This is a genomic window from Paenibacillus sp. FSL H8-0175 (assembly GCF_045040615.1).
In the GTDB taxonomy this organism is placed as follows: domain Bacteria; phylum Bacillota; class Bacilli; order Paenibacillales; family Paenibacillaceae; genus Paenibacillus_AQ; species Paenibacillus_AQ odorifer.
On the sequence record NZ_CP150299.1, the window covers coordinates 2211798 to 2230981 of the forward strand.

The window sequence follows — 19184 nt, forward strand, 5'->3', positions numbered from 1 at the left end:
CCTGCTGCCTATGCCGAAAGGAGTATTTATAAATGGAATTACAGCAAGACGGCTTGCGAAGCCGGTGGTATGAGTCTACCCTGCGTGTTCGATACCAGGAAAGTGATCAGATGGGCGTAGTGTATCATGCGAATTATTTGAACTGGTTTGAGTCTGGCCGTACGGAGTTGTTACGTCAGCTTGGCTTTACTTATCGTGAGCTTGAGAATCAGGGAGTGCTGCTGCCTGTTACCTCAGCCGATTTGCAATTTAAAAGTCCGGCGCGATATGATGATCTTATCTCCGTGTATGCGCGAATGACTACCTTTTCGGCGTTAAGAGTCGCATTTGAGTATCAGGTGCGGAGGCTCTCGGAAGCAGAAGGTAGGAATTTAGAGGGTTCAGCGGCTACTTTGGGACAATTGCGGTCGATGGACCTCCCCGGGGAACTGCTGGTTACCGGCTCGACAAATCATGTTTGGGTGAATCGAGAATGGAAGCCTGCCAGGCTGGATAGAGCCCTTCCGGAGCTGTTTCACGCGATTAAAGGAGCGCTGCGGGAAGAAAGGGGTTCTGTATGATTAGAAGCAAATGGTTGTGGGCTGCATTATTTATCATTCCTGCCGTGGAATTATTCGGCTTTATCTTTGTAGCAGATCAACTTGGAGCATTCAAAACGCTGCTGCTTATGTTGACGACCTCGGTTATCGGACTATTGATGATGCGTTTCGAAGGGAATAAAGTGCTGCAAGACAGCAGAACACATATGCAGGAGGGACGCGTTCCTGGCCGGACGATGCTGGATGGCCTATGCATTTTTTTCGGTGGCTTACTGCTGATCTTACCTGGCTTCATAACGGATATTGTAGGTTTCTCCTTGGTGTTTCCGTTGACTCGGCCTTTGTATCGTATATTTTTGCTGAAGTGGATTGAGAAAAAGATGAAAAACGGCACCTTCACCTTTTACCGCCGCTAGTCATAATCAAAACAAAAACAGAGCGGGCCCCTGTCATTGATAGGAGCCCGCTCTGTTTTGCTATTCCAAGAATTGTAGGGTATTGTTTATTATCTTAGTCTTCCGCTGACAATATAGCTGTGTAATGCGTGAAATACACCTGCTCGGTTAAAGGCTACAAGAATAACTAGAATAACGGGACCGATGATCAGCCCAAGCATACCGAACAGCTGCAAACCTGCAAACATACCGACCAGCATAGCAAGGGGATCAAGCCCAATGCTGCTGGCGAGCACTTTCGGCTCAAGCACTTGGCGGGTTACAAGGATAACGGCATATAGGATAGTAAGTCCGATCCCCAGTGCCAGATTGTCTGTCATGTAAGAGTATAACGCCCACGGAATCATTACGATTCCAACCCCTAAATAAGGCAACAGATCCACAAAACCAATCATTAAGCCAATAGCGAAAGCAGATTTTACACCCAAGAGCAGCAACCCGATCACTACAATGACCGCTGTAATGGAGATCAGGATTAGCTGAGCCCGGAGATAGCCGAAGAGAGCTTTTCGCAGATCCCGCCAGATACCCGATACCGGCTTTAAGAATGGGGCTGGCAGCCAGCCTGTGAGTTTGGCATTATGTCTTTCCCAGCTAGTACTAATAAAAAAGGCAGCGAGAACGACCACGATAAGAATTGTACCCATACTGGGTAGAGCGGAGATCAGCTTTAAGATCACATTAAAAAATCCGGTCACCACTTGCGTAACTGCGTAACCAACGGTTTCCGTTGTTCTGCTGATATTGCTGTCAATGGTGGCGTGATAGTCAGGATTGTCGCGGTAGAACTGATTTATCTGGTTAATGATATTCTGTATGCTTGCATTCTGGCTCAAGGACAGCAGAAGCTCTCTCCATTGGTCCGTATGAAGATTAAAGGTCTGCAGCAGCACGATCAATTCTTTCACTAGCCTTGTAATCATCGCGGTCAGTACTAGTGCGGTTCCGCCTATGTAAAATAGCAGCGAGAGCGACACCGCCAGCCACGCTGGGAGCTTAAGGCCTTTAAGAATCAACACTAGTGGATGCATGATATAAGCGAGCAACCAAGCGAGCAGGAGGGGGTATAACAGCGGAAGCAATAAATAGATTGCCAGCAGGAGGATAGAGGTAGCCAGAACGACCCACAGGCCGCGCAGCAGTCTTTTTAATGCTAATCGGTCCATACGAAGATCTACACCTCCTTCATTCCTGCGGATGCAGGGGAATAAAAGCTCGTCTTCATATATATTCATAGAACCTATTTAAAGACTAGGAAACGGGATAAATATTGGGCTGAACCGGATGCTATAAACTAAAATCTCAACTGTGAATCAAGGGTTTAGAAGTTTTTTTCTATCTCTGTGATAAAATCATTTGATGCGCAGCAAAGCTTCCACATTGTTCACATAACCGACAAAATCCAGTATGATGAATAAAGATTCGATTACGAAAGTCAGACAACATCCTCGCCGGATATGTCCTTGAACTGCACTCCTTAGATTTTTCAATGCTTTAAATTGGAAATGTTTACATGAAACCGAGAATGCTTTTTATACCTTGTTGGCAAAGGAGAGATATGCTATGACAGCTACCAAAGGCTTGGAAGGTATCGTTGCAACAACTTCATCCATTAGCTCTATTGTGGATGGGGTACTCACTTACCGTGGTTATGATATTGATGATCTCGCAGAAAATGCTACCTTCGAAGAAACCGCTTATTTATTGTGGTTTGGCAGTCTACCAACAACACCAGAGCTGGAAGCGCTCAAACGGGATTTCAGTGCTTTCGCACGGATTCCTGAGCCAGTCATCGAGCAAATGAAGCTCTATCCAAAAGACACCAACACCATGGCAGCATTGCGGACTGCTGTATCAAGCCTTGCTCTCTATGATGAAGCGGCTGACGATATGAGCAGAGAAGCTAACGAGATTAAAGCAGTAAAACTACAGGCACAGCTCCCGACGGTTGTGGCGGCCCTATCGCGTATTCGCAAAGGTCTGGAACCTGTGGCTCCTAAAGAAGGCGTCTCGATTGCCGAGAACTTCCTGTATATGTTATGGGGAAAAGAGCCTGACAGTGTATCTGTTAAAGCGCTTGATACCGCACTTGTGCTTCATGCGGACCATGAGCTGAATGCTTCAACTTTTGCAGGCAGAGTTACGGTTGCAACCTTGTCCGATATTTATTCCGGCGTGACCTCCGCTATCGGCGCACTAAAGGGTCCACTTCACGGTGGGGCGAATGAAGCCGTTATGAAGATGCTTGAAGAGATCGGAAGTTTGGAAGCGGTTGAACCTTATATTCGTAAGAAGCTGGATAACCGCGAGAAGATCATGGGCTTCGGCCATAGAGTATACAAAAATGGTGATCCACGTGCTAAACACCTGATGAAAATGTCACTTGAACTTGGCACAATGAAAAATGATACTACGCTGTATGATATGTCCGTAAATATCGAGGAATTGATTACCGGACAAAAGGGACTTAAACCGAATGTTGATTTCTATTCGGCATCAGTTTATACACAGCTGGGTATTGAACGTGAGCTGTTCACTCCTATCTTTGCAATTAGCCGGACTTCAGGCTGGACTGCACATATTCTGGAGCAATATACAGATAACCGTATTATCCGGCCACGTGCAGAATACACAGGTATGATTGAACAGAAATACGTTCCAGTAGACGAAAGATAGAAGGGCAGCCTTGCGGGCTGCTCCTAAAGTTTAGTAGAATGAACCCTAGAATATATGCAATAATGCATATTCATACGTAGAGAGTTTTGTTCGAGGCTTGTCCATGAGAAATTAAATCCCACAAAACTTTAGGAGGAATACACTCAAATGTTGAAACTAGAAAAATTCGATCTGCCAACAGAAGGCGAACAAATCACAATTAAAGATGGTAAACTGCAGGTTCCTAATCATCCAATCATTCCTTTTATCGAGGGTGACGGCACAGGCCGTGATATTTGGAAGGCTTCCAAACGCGTACTTGATGCAGCAGTAACTAAAGCTTATGGCGGCACAAAGCAAATCGCTTGGTATGAAGTTTTTGCTGGCGAAAAAGCCTTCAATACATATGGCGAATGGCTGCCAAATGATACTTTGGAGGCAATCCGTGAATATTTTGTAGCTATTAAAGGTCCACTTACGACTCCAATCGGAGGCGGTATTCGTTCATTGAACGTAGCTTTGCGTCAAGAGTTGGATTTGTACGTATGTCTGCGTCCAGTTCGTTATTTCGAAGGGGTTCCTTCTCCTGTTAAACGTCCTGAGCTGGTGGATATGGTTATTTTCCGTGAGAATACGGAGGATATTTATGCAGGGATTGAATATCAAGAAGGTTCTGCTGAAGTGAAGAAAGTCATCGAATTCCTGCAAAAAGAGATGGGAGTTAACAAAATCCGTTTCCCTGAAACTTCTGGTATTGGTATCAAACCAGTATCCTCCGAAGGTTCGAAACGTTTAGTGCGTGCTGCTATTGAATATGCGATCAAACACGGACGCAAGAGCGTAACGCTTGTGCACAAAGGAAACATCATGAAGTTCACTGAAGGTGCCTTCAAAAACTGGGGTTATGAAGTTGCTGAGCAAGAGTTCGGAGATAAGGTCTTCACTTGGAATCAATACGATGTGATTAAAGAACGTGAAGGTGAAGCTGCTGCCAATGCTGCTCAGAAGGATGCTGAAGCTGCGGGCAAAATTATCATCAAGGATGCCATTGCGGATATCGCATTGCAACAAGTTCTGACTCGTCCGACTGATTTTGATGTTATTGCTACCTTGAACCTGAATGGGGATTACCTGTCTGACGCGCTTGCTGCGCAAATCGGCGGTATCGGTATCGCTCCTGGAGCGAACATTAACTATATTTCTGGACATGCGATTTTTGAAGCCACTCATGGCACCGCACCTAAATATGCAGACAAAGATGTTGTGAACCCTGGTTCCGTGATTCTGTCCGGCGTAATGTTGCTGGAGCATCTGGGTTGGCAGGAAGCAGCAGATCTGATTTATAAAGGTATGGAAACAGCTATTAATAACAAAACCGTGACTTATGACTTTGCCCGCCTGATGGAAGGCGCAACTGAACTGAAATGCTCTGCATTTGCCGACGAGATTATTAATCACCTCTAAGATAGGCTGGCTCAACCAACTGAATATATTGAAGTTTAGCTAATACAAGCTATACCGACACCGTTCTAGGAGGAGAATCCTTGGCAATCAAACGTTATAAAATTACAGTTGTAGGTGCCGGTTTTACTGGGGCTACTACAGCTCTTATGCTTGCTCAAAAGGAGCTTGGTGACGTTGTGCTGCTTGATATCCCACAAATGGAGAACACAACCAAGGGGAAGGCACTAGATATGCTGGAAGCAGGTCCTGTACAGAAATTTGACAGTCAAATTACAGGAACCTCAAGCTATGAAGATGCTGCGGATTCAGATATTGTAATCATCACTGCAGGGATTGCCCGTAAACCTGGAATGAGTCGCGATGATCTCGTGAACACCAATGCAGGTATTGTGAAGTCGGTATGCGAGAACATAAAACGTGTAGCACCAGATTCCATTGTAATCATTCTGAGCAATCCAGTTGACGCTATGACCTATGCGGCATTTAATGCGCTGGGTTTTCCGAAGAGTCGCGTAATTGGACAATCCGGAGTGCTGGATACAGCCCGTTATAACACGTTTATTGCACAAGAGCTGAAGGTATCTGTTGAAGATGTACGTGGTTTCGTATTAGGCGGACACGGCGATGATATGGTACCGCTCGTAAGGTATTCCAGTGTCGGTGGCATTCCAATTGATACATTGATATCTGCGGAGCGTATTGATGAGATTGTGCAACGTACACGTGTAGGTGGCGGAGAGATTGTTAACCTCTTAGGAAATGGTAGTGCTTATTATGCACCAGCGGCTTCTTTAGTTCAGATGGCGGAAGCTATCTTGAAGGACAAAAAACGGATCATTCCGGTTATCGCTTTGCTCGAAGGAGAATATGGCTACGATAACCTGTTCATGGGTGTTCCGGCGTTACTTGGTGCCAATGGTATTGAGAAAATTTTTGAACTCGAGCTTACAGCTGAGGAAAAAGCGGCTTTAGATAAGTCTGCTGAATCCGTGCGTAGCGTAACAGCTGTGCTAACTGTATAGATTGTGACAGAGGTATGAAGAAACCCCCATTTTGTTCACTTAAAATGGGGGTTTCCTTTTCTTCTCAAGCAATAATGGGTATAATTAAATGTAACTATTATCACAGTTAAATCGGAGGAGATATGTTATGGATTGGAACGTGTTGTTTTTCTTACATATGATCGGAACCTTGGCACTTGGCTTCTACCTTGTGCTACCCTTCATCCTAGGACGTGCAGAGAAACTGTCGTCTGGGGCTAAAGAAGGAACGTTAAGTGCAGTAACCGGATTTAATCGTTTTGCGCAGTATGGATTGGTGATCCAACTCCTTACAGGCGGTTATATGATGACCAAAGGTGATTATTCAGTAGCGTGGATGATTATTGTTGTTGTGTTATTGCTAGCGATGTTTGCACTTGGCGGTATTATGAGCAAGCCTTTGCGTCTTGCAGCAGCTGGAATTCGTGAGAACCGCGACGTTAGCGCAGAGACTGGAAAATTGCGCACACTTAGTGCACTGCTTACGGTGTCATTGCTACTAATGGTATTCTTCATGGTGTTTAACGATATAGTTTAATCTATAGCGAATTATACCCGCCTCCGTAATGGAGAGCGGGTTTTTCGTATGTTCCGGTAATTTATCTTCATAAAACGTTAATCCCTGATAGGATTCGTATAAGATTTCGGCCGGTAATTTAACGGAGAAACACCCGTCCATCGTTTGAATTGTCGGCTGAAGTGGCTCTGGGAAGCAAACCCGAGTTGTTCAGAAATCCTCTGTATTTTTAAATCGGTATGAAGCAGCAAATGTTTTGACTTCTTTAATCTTAGGTTAGTTATGTACTGCCTAGGAGATATCTTATATATCTTTGTAAACAACTTATGGCACTGCACCCGACTTAAGCAAAGCTGCTCAGCAATCAAATTAACCGTGAGCTCCGGCAAATGAATATTGGCTGCAATATATTTTTCGATCTGATGAGCAGTTTCCACCTCGTACAAAGAGTTTGCTTGTCGCGCTGTGTTGGAATTCTCCGAATTCGAGAGCTGTACATCAATGAGTTCAGTCAAAATCATCAGGATGATCGCTTGCAAACGAAGCCTTTCTTTTACAAGAATCATTTCTTCAATTTCCTCGGGAAATCCAGTGGAGGCTGTCGTGGCGAGAATATTGTTCTTAATAAATTCATCCAAATGTTCCAGTTGGTGATTTAATCCCGAATGCTGCATTTGCTGGTTATTCCATTTCTGTACAGCCTGAGACTGAAACCATTCACGAAACTTTAAATCGTCAATATCGAAATGAAAGGAGAGGTAGATATAGTTGCTCAGGCCAGAATTAACTACATAATGACGTAAGCCAGGCGGAATAATTAACCAATCTCCTTTACCAAAGGCAATGGAACTTCCTTCTACATATTGATGGGAGTTGCCGTCGTAGCAATACAATAGTTCGAAGATTTTGTGATGATGATCAGGGTATGTCCACCCAGGTTCTGCTACACGATAATGAACACCGATCAGCTGCAGTGTACTTATAATGTTCGGAAAGCTGACTTTGTAAGCGATAGGAGTTCTCCTCCTTAGGATCAATAGGGATGTTCTTAATTATATCAAGGATACCTATACATATGACCATTTTGCAGTGTGAGCCGTTGATCATTCCATGGTTTTCGTTACAAAAGGTCAAAAAAAAGAATGAAATCATCATTTGAATTACTTTAGAGAACAGGGATAATGGAGGGACCTAGGGAAGTATTTCGAGAAACGGAAGGAAGTGTAATGAAGTGAGAAAGCTGTGTAGGAATATACTAATCTTATCTTCTTTACTTATGGCTTCATTGACTCTTACTCACGGTAAAACAGAGGCATCCCTATTAAAAGATGGGGCAGAGAGGCAACCTCCAACCCAAATTGCAAGCGTATACAAGTTCAATTTTACAAACCAAGTTAAAACAGGATATCAATCCGTTAGGTATGATCCTAATCGCGGTGCACAATTGTATGACTCATCTTTAGGTTATGGTTTTGTTCAAGAGACCAACGCTTTACCCGCCAGAGAAGTGCACACCGACTCAATTACATCCGATGGAACAGGTTTTTTCATCACAGAACCTATTTTTTTTGCTGAACCTAAATCTGAGAAAGATAATTATAACAACTACGGAATGGCGTTTCGAATGGATGCTCCCCCTGGAACCTACAACGTATATGTAAAAACGACTTCTGACGCAGAGGATGGGATCGTGTCAGTATCCGGAATGCAGACCAGCCGCTTGTTGAAAAGTGGACATTGGGACGCTGCAAAGCTTGTACCCGTCAAGCATACGGCTGTAGCCAAAGGGAAAGAGTGGACTTATACGTATGTAAACGGCCGTGACCATATAGATATTGAGATCGAACCGAACAAAGTGAACACAGCTGTGGGGATTGAGGAGATCATACTGGAACCGATTTTGCCTCAGCATAGAGCAGTTGGAGCTCTTCCGAATTTATTTATACTTGGAGATTCTACGGTCAAGTCCTACACCTTCGACGAAGCACCAATGAGTGGTTGGGGCCAGATTATTGGCAGTATGTTTAATCAACATAAATTGAGTGTAACTAACTATTCCATGGGGGGACGCTCGTTTAAAAATGCCTATACAGAAGGTCGACTGAACGACATTTTACTGAATGGCAGCATTGGGGATTATGTGTTTATTCAATTCGGACACAATGATGAGAGCGCAGATGAGTTCAGACGTTACGGCAGAGGTTCGACAGAAGCAATGTATGAAAATTACCTTAAAGAAGTCTATCTCCCTGCGATTCAAGCCCGGGGTATGATACCAGTACTGGTAACCCCAATGTCCAGAATTAAAGGGAATGCAAGTCCGGGATATATCTATGAAAATTCTTTTAAATCAAGAAAGTTTGTAGATATTCTTAAACGGGTCGCAGATGAATCTGGAGTTACACTTATTGACCTTAACTCGGAAAGTCTGAAATATTATAACGAGATCGGTGTAGAAGCAATAACAGCCCTCTTCATGTCAATTGAAGCCGGAGAAACGCCAGGCAAAACAAATGACGGAAGTTACGCTAACGGGCATCCTTCAAAGAAAGTCGATGGGACTCATTTTAAAGAAGCGCTCGCCAAACAATTTTCACGGATGATTGTCACGGAGCTTGTAGAGAAAGGTGCTACTGGCGATTCTACTGCTGCCTCCATTACTCCTTACCTTAAAGGGAACGTTAAGCATGCGGCACTAACAGGGAACTGGGGTAAGATTTTTCCGGAAATAACGAATGATACGACGACTGGGGAAGCTGCTTATTACCGTAATCAAATTGAAAAATTAATCCAGCTGGGAGTAATGGGCAAAGACCGTCAAGGGAATTTTAATCCGGATACGGAGATGACAGTTGCTGAATTCACACGCAGTATTTCTAAGTTAATGAAAGTGGAAAGATCTGATGTTGCCTATTATCCGAAAGGTAAGCTGTCACGTGAATCGATGGGTGCTATTCTCTATGATGTTTACCAAGTAAAGTTTGCTAATAAACCTAAGTACATGACTGATTATAACGGCACAGCAGTAGTGCCAGGAGATCCTGGCTATGATTCGAATTTGGAGCCAGGAGCTAGAGGTGCGATGTACTATCCTCTTGTATCCTGGACGCAGCTTGTTGATACAGCGGACATTTCTCCTTATTTAATTTCAAAAGTGAAAAGTGCATATGAATTAGGACTCATTAGATCTGAAGTGGGGATTGCCAGAGGCGAAATGGTCAATGGGACAGAACTAGAACCTAAAGCTATAGTGACCCGGGAGAAAGCGGCCAAAGCTCTGTACTTTATGTGGGTGCTGGAACATGAAGTGAATGCAGAAAATCATGTTTCTTCTCTAAAATAGTCAGGGTGAACAATTCAAGGCACAGCAGCGATGCTGTGTCTATTTGTATGCAGTGAATTCCTCTCCACTTACAGCAGTATATCTCTCACGGTTGTTTATATCTACTTTCATTGTGGTAAGTAAGATTCGTAAAGCGATTTAAGAAAATGACAAACCCAGCGTATAAACGTGCATAGTTGTGCCATCCTAAGACGATCAGTTAACTATCAATTTGCTTAACGAGAGGAGATAGGGAAGATGTCAGGCAACAATAAACAAGCTACAAAAAAAACCTTACCCCCACAGGAGCAGCATCATCAGCCAGGGATTGAGAGTGAAATGACGCCGCTGCCCAAATACGAGCCGGCAAATTATAAAGCAGCAGGTAAACTGCAAGACAAGGCGGCGTTAATTACCGGTGGAGACAGCGGAATTGGGCGTGCAGTTGCTGTGCTTTTTGCTAAAGAAGGCGCTGATGTAGTCATTTCATATCTTAATGAACACTCAGATGCAGAGGAAACTAAACGTCAGGTCGAGCAGGAAGGCCGCAAATGTATCCTAATTCCAGGTGATATCGGTGACGAGAAATTCTGTAAGGATCTTATTAAACAGACGGTGGAGGGCTTAGGAAAGCTTGATATTCTCATCAATAACGCGGCAGAGCAACATCCGCAAGCTAAGATCGAGGATATTACTTCCGAGCAGCTTGAGCGTACTTTCCGTACGAATATATTTGCGATGTTCTATTTAACAAAAGCAGCTATGCCTCATTTAAAAGCAGGATCTACAATTATAAATACAACTTCAATTACCGCTTATCGCGGAAGCCCGCAGCTGCTGGACTATTCATCAACTAAAGGAGCTATTCTTAGCTTCACACGATCCTTGTCCACGAATCTGGCAGAGAAGGGCATACGGGTAAACGGTGTTGCACCAGGTCCAATCTGGACACCGCTGATTCCCTCTACCTTTGATGCAAAACAGGTTAGCGAGTTTGGAGGTACACAGCCTATGAAACGGCCTGGACAACCAGAAGAGCTGGCACCAGCCTATGTATATCTGGCCTCTGACGATTCCAGTTATGTGACTGGACAGGTTATTCATGTAAATGGTGGCGAGGTAGTAAACGGTTAGATCAGTACAGCTAATGTGAATAAATGGGTGTATTTCAATAAAAAAATATGTTACTATAAACCACGTTAGCATTTTAAAATTGTATATTTATGTCACTAGGGGTGCCGATTGGCTGAGACGGAATGGATTTCCGGACCCTTTGAACCTGATCTGGTTAAGACCAGCGTAGGGAAGTGGAGAACGAATTTCTGTTGTCGGGCTATTTGTAGTGCCGTCTATATACAGATTCTGACTGCCTTCCTTACGGGGGGCAGTTTTTTTGTTTTTTACTGACCTACAGGGAAGTGAGAGAGGAGATCGTGATGTTGCAAGCTGAGATCCATCTAATATCAGACGGCAAGCTACAGCTGAGACATTTTGTTGAACTAGCTGTCACGGTGCAGACATGGGTCGATTATATTCACCTGAGAGATAAGCAATGTCCTGCATGCGAACTGCTCGCTGCGGCACAGCAGCTGTTGGCTGCCGGTATGCCCGCTACCAAACTGATAATCAACGACCGGATAGATGTAGCATTGGCAGCTGGTGCCGCGGGGGTTCAGTTGGCTTGGCACAGTCTGAGTCCGGTTACAGCCCGGCGAATTGCACCTCAGCTTCGGCTGGGGAGATCGGTTCATTCTCCGGAAGAAGCGGCGAATGCCTCAGAGCAGGGAGCTGATTATTGCTTGTTTGGTCATGTATTTCCCTCGGATAGCAAGTTAGGGCTGCCCGCACGTGGGTTAGAGCTGCTTGCAGAAACGGTGAAGACCAGCTCTATTCCTGTAATTGCGATTGGCGGAATTAGCCCCGCTAATGCGGCGCAGATCATTAGACAAGGTGCGGCAGGAGTTGCTGTGATGTCCGGTATTTGCGGAGCGGATGATCCTTATGAGGCCGCCAAAGCTATTCATAAGGCGGTTCATTCATAGCCTGGAGGTAACAGCATGGGCGAAGGGGGTGATTCAGAATGAAGCTGTTGATTAACGGGAAATCCGCAGAGTGTTCTGGTGGTATTCAAACTATAGCTGATTTGATCAGTCTTCCTGAGTGGTCGGGTCGTCTGATGATCATTGAGCTGAATGGAGAAATTGTCAGTAAGGAGAATTATGAAAGTACTGCTCTGAGCGAGGATGATCGTTTGGAACTGGTGCACTTTGTTGGTGGGGGTTGAGATGGAGCGGTATAGAATTTTGAGAAATTTATACGAACCAAAGGGAGGTAATTTCATGCATGACCCGTTACATATTGGCGGCATCGAATTAACCAGTAGATTATTTATCGGAACCGGAAAATATAGCCGGAATACGTTGATCCCCGAAGTGATCGCAAGCTCTGGTTCTCAGGTGATTACTGTAGCGCTTCGCCGAGTGGACCCGCAAGGTGGAGCAGAAAATATCATGAACCATATTCCCGGCCACATGACTCTTCTGCCTAATACCTCAGGAGCGCGTACAGCGGAAGAGGCAGTCCGTATTGCAAGATTAGCAAGAGCTGCGGGACTGGGGAACTGGGTCAAGATCGAAGTGATCAATGATCAGAAATACCTGCTTCCAGATAATCTGGAGACCATACGAGCTACAGAGATTTTAGCAGCGGAGGGTTTTGTAGTACTGCCTTATATGAGTCCGGACCTTTCGGCTGCTTTACGTCTGAGAGATGCCGGTGCTGCTGCTGTGATGCCGCTTGGTGCGCCGATCGGGACGAATCGCGGCCTGCGCACTAAGGAGCTTGTGCGTATTCTTATTGAAGAAGTGAATTTGCCGATTATTGTAGACGCCGGGATTGGCAAGCCCTCGGAAGCGGCGGAAGCAATGGAAATGGGGGCCGCTGCTGTTCTGCTTAATACGGCTATTGCAACGGCACGTAATCCGCTCGTCATGGCGGAAGCGTTCCGCAAGGCGATATCCGCTGGCCGCAAAGCTTATTTGGCAGGACTCGGTCCTGTAGAAGAAGTTGCTTTTGCTTCGTCACCGTTGACTGGATTTTTGAACTGAATTTGATAGGTCACGAAAGGAGGGAAGATTAGCATGAGCTTTTTTGACACACTGGCCCGCTTGGAGCAGTATCCTTATGAGCAGCTGTGGAAGGAGTTCCGGGAGGATGACGTTAAGCGGGCGCTTGGAAAAGACAAGCTGAACGAAAATGATTTGCTGGCATTGCTCTCTCCGGCAGCAACGCCGCTGCTAGAGGAGATGGCGTTGGCTGCACAGCGACTGACCCGTGCACATTTTGGTTATTCGATGCAGCTGTTCACACCGATGTATCTTGCGGATTTTTGTGTGAATCATTGTACCTACTGCAGCTTCAGCTCCATTTATGATTTTCCGCGCAAAAAGCTGTCCTTGGAGGAGGTTCGCAGGGAGGCTGAGAAGATTGCAGCTACAGGTCTGCGGCATATCCTCATTTTGACTGGTGAATCGCGCCGGGAGAATCCTGTCTCATATATTAAGGATTGTGTAGATGTACTCAGGGAATTTTTTTCCTCTGTCAGTATTGAGATAAATCCTCTATCAACTGCAGAATATAAAGAGCTTCTTCAAGCAGGGGTGGATGGATTAACACTATACCAAGAGGTGTACCACCAGGAGACTTACAGAAAGCTGCATGTTAAAGGGCCTAAAAGAAACTACCGGAATCGCCTGGATGCACCTGAACGCGGCTGTCAGGCAGGTTTTCGTTCTGTGAATATTGGTACGTTGCTCGGGATGTATGATTGGCGGCAAGAGGCATTCCAAAGTGCCATGCATGCCCGCTATTTGCAGGATCGGTATCCAGATTGCGAGATCAGTCTGTCACCTCCACGGTTTCGGCCTTATTTAGGGGAATTTAACCCGGAGTGTGATGTTACCGACCGATCGCTAGTGCAGATTATTTTGGCATACCGGTTATTTTTACCCCGTTCGGGCATTACTTTATCTACACGAGAGCCTGCCTCTCTACGCGATCATTTAATTCATCTAGGAATAACTAAGATGTCAGCCGGGGTCACTACTGAGGTGGGCGGTCACACTAATGCAGGGGGAACTCCGCAATTCGAAATATCCGATAGCCGTAGTGTGCAGGAGATTACGGAAATGCTATATACGAAGGGTTTGCAGCCCATTTTTAAAGACTGGAATATCCTGACTGAATCAAGAACGTAACGCTTATATTATCAATTATTAATCACTAATGGACCCCTGCGAGATTCATGCGGAGGTCCATTTTTTATTGTATAGAGGGTGTTTAGTTTCCGGCAGAGAGCTCATCGAGAGACATTTCGAAACTCGGTGCCATATGAGTCAGAAAATAATCCACTTCCTGCAGGTCAAGCCCACGAAGTTTTGCTGCTGTCTGCTCCTTCGCGGCGGCAAATTCTCGGTTTCCTGCAGCAACTTCCCATACGCATTTCAAATAAGCATCCAGCCGATCAGCGGCTTTCACATAGCTGTGCAGCAGAATGTCCTCCGAATCGGGAGGGCTGTCTTCCGGTCGTATAAGCTGAGTGTAGATGCTTTTCAGCTCTGATGGAATCATTCCAGTTAAGCGATCAGCCGCAACTTTCTCCATTTCGCGGAAGCTGGTGAGCAAGCGAGGATTGTTGTATTTTACCGGCGTGGCGATGTCACCTGTGAACACTTCGCTGGCATCATGGAACAGAGCTATGGTTGCTGCTCGTTCCGCGTTTAGTGAACGTCCAAAATGAACATTACCGATGGAACAGAGCATATGTGTGAGCAATGCAACATGAAAAGAATGCTCAGCGACGTTCTCCGGTGCGGTGCTGCGCATCAAGCTCCAGCGCTGAATATACTGAAGACGATATAGATAGGCAGAAAAATGGTAGCTCAATTTTAAAGTAACCCCTTTCATGCGGTGCTAGGTATGATATTATTATACTAATTGTATCAAACTTTAGATAACCTGGAACTGCCGAGAGGAGCTTGAATGAAGATGCAGCATTTTGAAGACAGTATTTATAACCTTATCGTAGAAACTTCCACGAATTTGCCGGGAGATGTACGCCGGGCAGTTGCAAAAGGTCGCGCGCTGGAAGACAGGGCTACCCGGTCCGGTCTTGCTTTAACCACGATTGCGCAAAATATCGGAATGGCTGAGCAGCAAGTGTCTCCGATCTGTCAGGATACGGGAATGCCTACATTTATCATTCACACCCCTGTGGGAATCAATCAGATTGAGATGAAAAAAGATATTCATAATGCCATTGTACGAGCGACCAAGAATGGTAAACTTCGTCCCAATTCTGTAGATTCATTAACAGGTGAGAATAGCGGAGATAACTTGGGTGCAGGCACACCAGTCATTCATTTCGAACAATGGGAAGAGGATAAAATAGACGTTAGACTTATTCTGAAGGGTGGAGGCTGCGAGAATAAAAATATTCAATACAGTCTCCCGGCAGAATTAGAAGGACTCGGCAAAGCGGGCCGGGATCTGGACGGAATCCGTAAATGTATTTTACACGCGGTATATCAGGCGCAGGGACAAGGCTGTAGTGCCGGTTTTATTGGCGTGGGTATCGGCGGTGACCGTACGACTGGCTACGAGCTGGCTAAGAAGCAGCTGTTCCGCAAAGTGGAGGATGTTAATCCAATAGAAGACCTTAGTAAGCTGGAAGACTATATTATGGAGAATGCTAACAAGCTTGGAATTGGCACGATGGGCTTTGGTGGTGAAGTATCGCTGCTGGGCTGTAAGGTTGGCGTAATGAATCGTCTGCCAGCTAGCTTTTTCGTATCCGTTGCTTATAACTGTTGGGCCTTCCGCCGCCAAGGGGTGCTGGTTGATCCATCCACAGGCAATATAGAGGATTGGTTGTATGAGAGTGGTACAGGGATATCTGTAGATGATGAAGGGGCACATGAATCTGAAGCAGTAGTTGCTGAGGGAGCTAACAGCCCGGCCTCTGAGTCGCGGGAAGTACGTCTTACAACGCCGATAAGTGAAGAGGATATCCGTAGTCTGCGTGTTGGAGACGTGGTTATTTTATCCGGTGAAATGCATACAGGCCGTGATGCTTTGCACAAATATTTAATGGATCATGAGTCTCCGGTAGATCTGGAAGGGGCTGTGATTTATCATTGTGGTCCTGTGATGATGAAAGATGAGGAAGGCTGGCATGTAAAAGCTGCGGGCCCAACTACGAGCATTCGTGAAGAGCCTTATCAAGGCGATATCATCAAAAAATTTGGAATCCGTGCAGTCATCGGAAAAGGTGGTATGGGTCCAAAAACGTTAAAAGCGTTGCAGGAGCACGGCGGGGTATACCTCAATGCGATTGGTGGAGCAGCCCAGTATTATGCTGAGTGTATTAAGAAGGTCAACGCTGTTGATTTTATGGAATTTGGTATTCCTGAGGCGATGTGGCATCTCGATGTGGAGGGTTTTGCAGCGATTGTGACGATGGATGCTCACGGCAACAGTCTGCATGCGGATGTGGAAAAAGATTCTGCAGCTAAATTGACTCAATTCAAGGAGCCAGTGTTTAAATAAATGGGGTTACAACCGGTGGATAAGTCATGAGGAGGGCAGATTCTCTGAATGGCTTTTCCATGGGTTTTAATCAAATTATAAGGATTTATATGTCCAGACTATAAATGATCCTTAAGGAACGCCGAAGGCGTTTTTGCCTGTCTAAAGGAGGACAACGAATGGCACCACATTATATTAGAAATGGGTTTCTTAACGTTACGCCGTATTTTATTGCGGAAGATGCAGACCAATTGATAGATTTTGTTGTGCACTGCTTTGATGCCAAAATTATTGATATGCTGCGAAATGATGAGGGAAGGATTAGGCATGCCGAGGTCAGAATCGGTGATTCCATCATTGAGATTTCCGAAGCGAATGAAAAGTATTCACCGGTACAGCTTGCCATTCATCTTTATGTAAGAAATGTTGATGAGACCTACCGCAAGTGCCTGGATTCCGGGGCTTCTATTATTGAAGAACCACTGGATAAATCCTATGGAGAAAGAGGAGCAGGGGTTAGAGACCGTCAGGGTAATCAGTGGTTTCTTGCCACCCGTACAGAATAAACTCATGTGTTTTTACAAAAGTAATACAAAGTAACAGTCCAGAATTAATCAACTCGGGCTGTTATTTTTATATAATCTACTCTGGGGGGCTTATGTCACGGTCATAGTCGTACTGGTATTTTGAAGAAAATGAAGTTAGGATAAAAGATACAATGATAAAGGGAGAGGCAAATTTCAGATGAAACCGTTTCGTGCTCGTCTTACGTTTATACTTATGGCCTTAATCGGTATTTCCATGATTGGTACTGGATTTACGATGGCTCATCTGTTTAAGAGCTCCCATATAACTGCTCTGGAAGAGAATATGTCCCGGGAAATAAGCTTGCTCTCAGGCACACTGGAATTTGTTGATATGAATTCTTCGAATGCGATCCCGTATTACACTGAACAGGCGGAGCATATTTCTAAACTTTTAGATTCTCGGATAACGTTTATTACAAATTCGGGTAAAGTAATTGGCGATTCTGAGAAAAACCCCTTGGAAATGGACAACCACTCCAATCGTGAAGAAGAGATAGGGGCTGCGAAAGAGGGAACTGGACGGGCAATCCGTTACAGCGAAACTCTAAAGCATGAGATGTTATATGTGGCTGGAAAGGTAACTTCTGATCAGGGATTTGACGGCTATATTCGGGTCTCAATGGGACTTGATGCTGTAACGCAAGGTCTTAAGCATGCTTGGATGATCATGGCTGCAGGTCTAATTATCTTGTTCTTGTCAGCAACTATTGTGAGCTATAAAGTAGCTTCAAGCATGACTTCCCCGCTGGAGCAAATCACAAGAGTTGCCCGGCGGATTACCGATCTGGATTATGATGCCAGAGTTCATTTGAAGCGTAAAGATGAAGTTGGACAGCTGGCTACAGCGATTAATGCGATGGCAGACAGTCTTCAAGACCAGCTTAAGACGATTCGTGATAATGAGGATCTGCTGCAAAGCGTGCTGGATAATATGACTGGCGGCATCATAATGATCAATGCGGAAGAAGAGATTGCGCTGCTTAATCGGGCTTCAGAGCGAATGCTTGATGTCAGTAACGGTGAAATGGCGGGTCATTCGTACAAAGAGTTAAAACGGCATTATGAGCTAACCCGTCTGCTTGAAGAAGGGGTGTTAAGCCGGGAGCCGATTCATGAAGAACGAAGTATTTATAACCCAAGAGAGCGAATTGTACGGATGGACGCGGTTCCGATGATCCAGGATGGTACGTACAGAGGTATGCTTTTCCTATTGCAAGAGGTTACGGAAATTCGCCGTTTGGAGCGGATGCGTAGTGAATTTGTAGCTAATGTATCGCATGAACTCAAGACTCCGGTTGCAGCGGTCAAAGGGTTTGCCGAGACCTTACTGGGAGGCGGAGTTAAAGATGAGAAGACGGCGAGATCCTTCCTGCAAATTATTTATGATGAGAATGAGCGTTTAAATCGCTTGATTGGAGATATTCTGGAATTATCTAAAATCGAATCTAAACGGGTGCAGCTCGATTGCTCACCGGTTCATATCATTGAATTCTTTGATTCCGTGCTGGGAACCATCAGTAAAGTCGCTGAGAAGAAAAACATTAGTCTTAATGTAGAGGTTCCTGAGGAGCTATTCATTGAGGCGGATGAGGATAAGCTGCGTCAAATCTTTATGAATCTGTTCTCTAATGCGATTAATTACACACATGAAGGCGGAAACGTAAAGGTCTACGTTAAGAGTCTACTGAAACCAGACGGCTCCGAAAATGTTCAATTTACTGTTAGCGATACAGGTATGGGGATTCCTAAAAAAGATCTGCCGCGTATTTTTGAACGTTTTTACCGGGTGGATAAGGCAAGATCCAGAAGCTCCGGTGGAACGGGATTGGGGCTGTCTATTGTAAAGCATTTGGTAGATATGCACCATGGAGTGATTTCAGTTGAAAGTGATCTGGGAATCGGCAGTTCCTTTGTGATTGAATTGCCTTTGCTGCAGGAAGAAAAGACCGATTAGATTTTTGTAAATTCACTTTTTTAATTTTACACTAAGTTAACATTACGGTGATATGATGGTTTTGTT

18 protein-coding genes and 1 riboswitch are annotated in these 19184 nt (G+C 44.9%); of the genes, 15 read left to right on the forward strand and 3 right to left on the reverse strand.

Annotated features, from left to right (window positions below; genetic code table 11):
- Positions 1-32 precede the first annotated feature (32 nt).
- Together MHH46_RS09425 and MHH46_RS09430 are read left to right on the forward strand one after the other, a co-directional pair.
- The gene (locus MHH46_RS09425) at positions 33-560 is read left to right on the forward strand and encodes a thioesterase family protein (RefSeq protein WP_038569667.1); all 528 of its coding nucleotides are present in this window, start codon (positions 33-35) and stop codon (positions 558-560) included.
- Positions 557-955, forward strand: a complete 399-nt coding sequence (locus MHH46_RS09430) for an FxsA family protein (RefSeq protein WP_076124906.1) — start codon at positions 557-559, stop codon at positions 953-955. The genes MHH46_RS09425 and MHH46_RS09430 overlap by 4 nt, the downstream gene beginning before the upstream one ends.
- A gap of 89 nt (positions 956-1044) precedes the next feature.
- Here MHH46_RS09430 and ytvI read toward each other — a convergent pair whose 3' ends face one another.
- Positions 1045-2160, reverse strand: coding sequence for a sporulation integral membrane protein YtvI (gene ytvI, locus MHH46_RS09435; protein WP_076124908.1), 1116 nt, complete (start codon positions 2158-2160; stop codon positions 1045-1047).
- A gap of 397 nt (positions 2161-2557) precedes the next feature.
- Here ytvI and citZ point away from each other — a divergent pair, with 397 nt between their 5' ends.
- From citZ to MHH46_RS09455, 4 genes are all read left to right on the forward strand, one after another.
- Positions 2558-3670: a citrate synthase gene (gene citZ, locus MHH46_RS09440; RefSeq protein WP_036678915.1), complete on the forward strand. Its 1113-nt coding sequence runs from the start codon at positions 2558-2560 to the stop codon at positions 3668-3670.
- A 147-nt stretch (positions 3671-3817) separates the two neighbouring features.
- Entirely contained in the window at positions 3818-5113 is a 1296-nt protein-coding gene (gene icd, locus MHH46_RS09445; RefSeq protein WP_036678918.1) for an NADP-dependent isocitrate dehydrogenase, read from the forward strand.
- An 80-nt stretch (positions 5114-5193) separates the two neighbouring features.
- Positions 5194-6135, forward strand: coding sequence for a malate dehydrogenase (gene mdh / locus MHH46_RS09450; protein WP_076100099.1), 942 nt, complete (start codon positions 5194-5196; stop codon positions 6133-6135).
- Between the two features lie 127 nt (positions 6136-6262).
- Positions 6263-6691 (forward strand): hypothetical protein, encoded by a 429-nt coding sequence (locus tag MHH46_RS09455; RefSeq protein WP_036678923.1) that lies wholly within the window; start codon positions 6263-6265, stop codon positions 6689-6691.
- 77 nt (positions 6692-6768) lie between these two features.
- On the opposite strand, the gene MHH46_RS09460 is transcribed toward MHH46_RS09455, so the two are convergent.
- Complete coding sequence (locus MHH46_RS09460; protein ID WP_076191158.1) at positions 6769-7707, reverse strand: AraC family transcriptional regulator; 939 nt, start codon at positions 7705-7707, stop codon at positions 6769-6771.
- Positions 7708-7946: 239 nt separating this feature from the next.
- Between MHH46_RS09460 and MHH46_RS09465 the strand changes: the two genes are divergently transcribed.
- From MHH46_RS09465 to thiH, 6 genes are all read left to right on the forward strand, one after another.
- A complete protein-coding gene (locus tag MHH46_RS09465) occupies positions 7947-10013 on the forward strand; it encodes a GDSL-type esterase/lipase family protein (RefSeq protein WP_405132592.1) in 2067 nt (688 codons plus the stop codon).
- A gap of 237 nt (positions 10014-10250) precedes the next feature.
- On the forward strand, positions 10251-11126 hold the full coding sequence (locus MHH46_RS09470; RefSeq protein WP_076191163.1) for an SDR family oxidoreductase: 876 nt from the start codon (positions 10251-10253) through the stop codon (positions 11124-11126).
- Between the two features lie 87 nt (positions 11127-11213).
- A riboswitch (TPP riboswitch) is annotated at positions 11214-11315 on the forward strand.
- A 95-nt stretch (positions 11316-11410) separates the two neighbouring features.
- The gene (locus MHH46_RS09475) at positions 11411-12034 is read left to right on the forward strand and encodes a thiamine phosphate synthase (protein ID WP_405132593.1); all 624 of its coding nucleotides are present in this window, start codon (positions 11411-11413) and stop codon (positions 12032-12034) included.
- 38 nt (positions 12035-12072) lie between these two features.
- Positions 12073-12276, forward strand: coding sequence for a sulfur carrier protein ThiS (thiS, locus tag MHH46_RS09480; RefSeq protein WP_038569682.1), 204 nt, complete (start codon positions 12073-12075; stop codon positions 12274-12276).
- Between the two features lie 55 nt (positions 12277-12331).
- Positions 12332-13099, forward strand: coding sequence for a thiazole synthase (locus MHH46_RS09485; protein WP_076191166.1), 768 nt, complete (start codon positions 12332-12334; stop codon positions 13097-13099).
- 33 nt (positions 13100-13132) lie between these two features.
- Complete coding sequence (thiH, locus tag MHH46_RS09490; protein ID WP_076191169.1) at positions 13133-14248, forward strand: 2-iminoacetate synthase ThiH; 1116 nt, start codon at positions 13133-13135, stop codon at positions 14246-14248.
- A gap of 82 nt (positions 14249-14330) precedes the next feature.
- Here the strand turns inward: thiH and yfbR are convergent, their stop codons facing one another.
- On the reverse strand, positions 14331-14936 hold the full coding sequence (gene yfbR, locus MHH46_RS09495) for a 5'-deoxynucleotidase (RefSeq protein ID WP_143762727.1): 606 nt from the start codon (positions 14934-14936) through the stop codon (positions 14331-14333).
- A gap of 102 nt (positions 14937-15038) precedes the next feature.
- Here yfbR and MHH46_RS09500 point away from each other — a divergent pair, with 102 nt between their 5' ends.
- The 3 genes from MHH46_RS09500 (at position 15039) to pnpS (ending at position 19118) form a co-directional block, all read left to right on the forward strand.
- Positions 15039-16598, forward strand: a complete 1560-nt coding sequence (locus MHH46_RS09500) for a fumarate hydratase (RefSeq protein ID WP_076191426.1) — start codon at positions 15039-15041, stop codon at positions 16596-16598.
- Between the two features lie 158 nt (positions 16599-16756).
- Positions 16757-17143, forward strand: a complete 387-nt coding sequence (locus tag MHH46_RS09505) for a VOC family protein (protein WP_076191174.1) — start codon at positions 16757-16759, stop codon at positions 17141-17143.
- Positions 17144-17321: 178 nt separating this feature from the next.
- Entirely contained in the window at positions 17322-19118 is a 1797-nt protein-coding gene (pnpS, locus tag MHH46_RS09510; RefSeq protein WP_076191177.1) for a two-component system histidine kinase PnpS, read from the forward strand.
- Positions 19119-19184 lie beyond the last annotated feature (66 nt).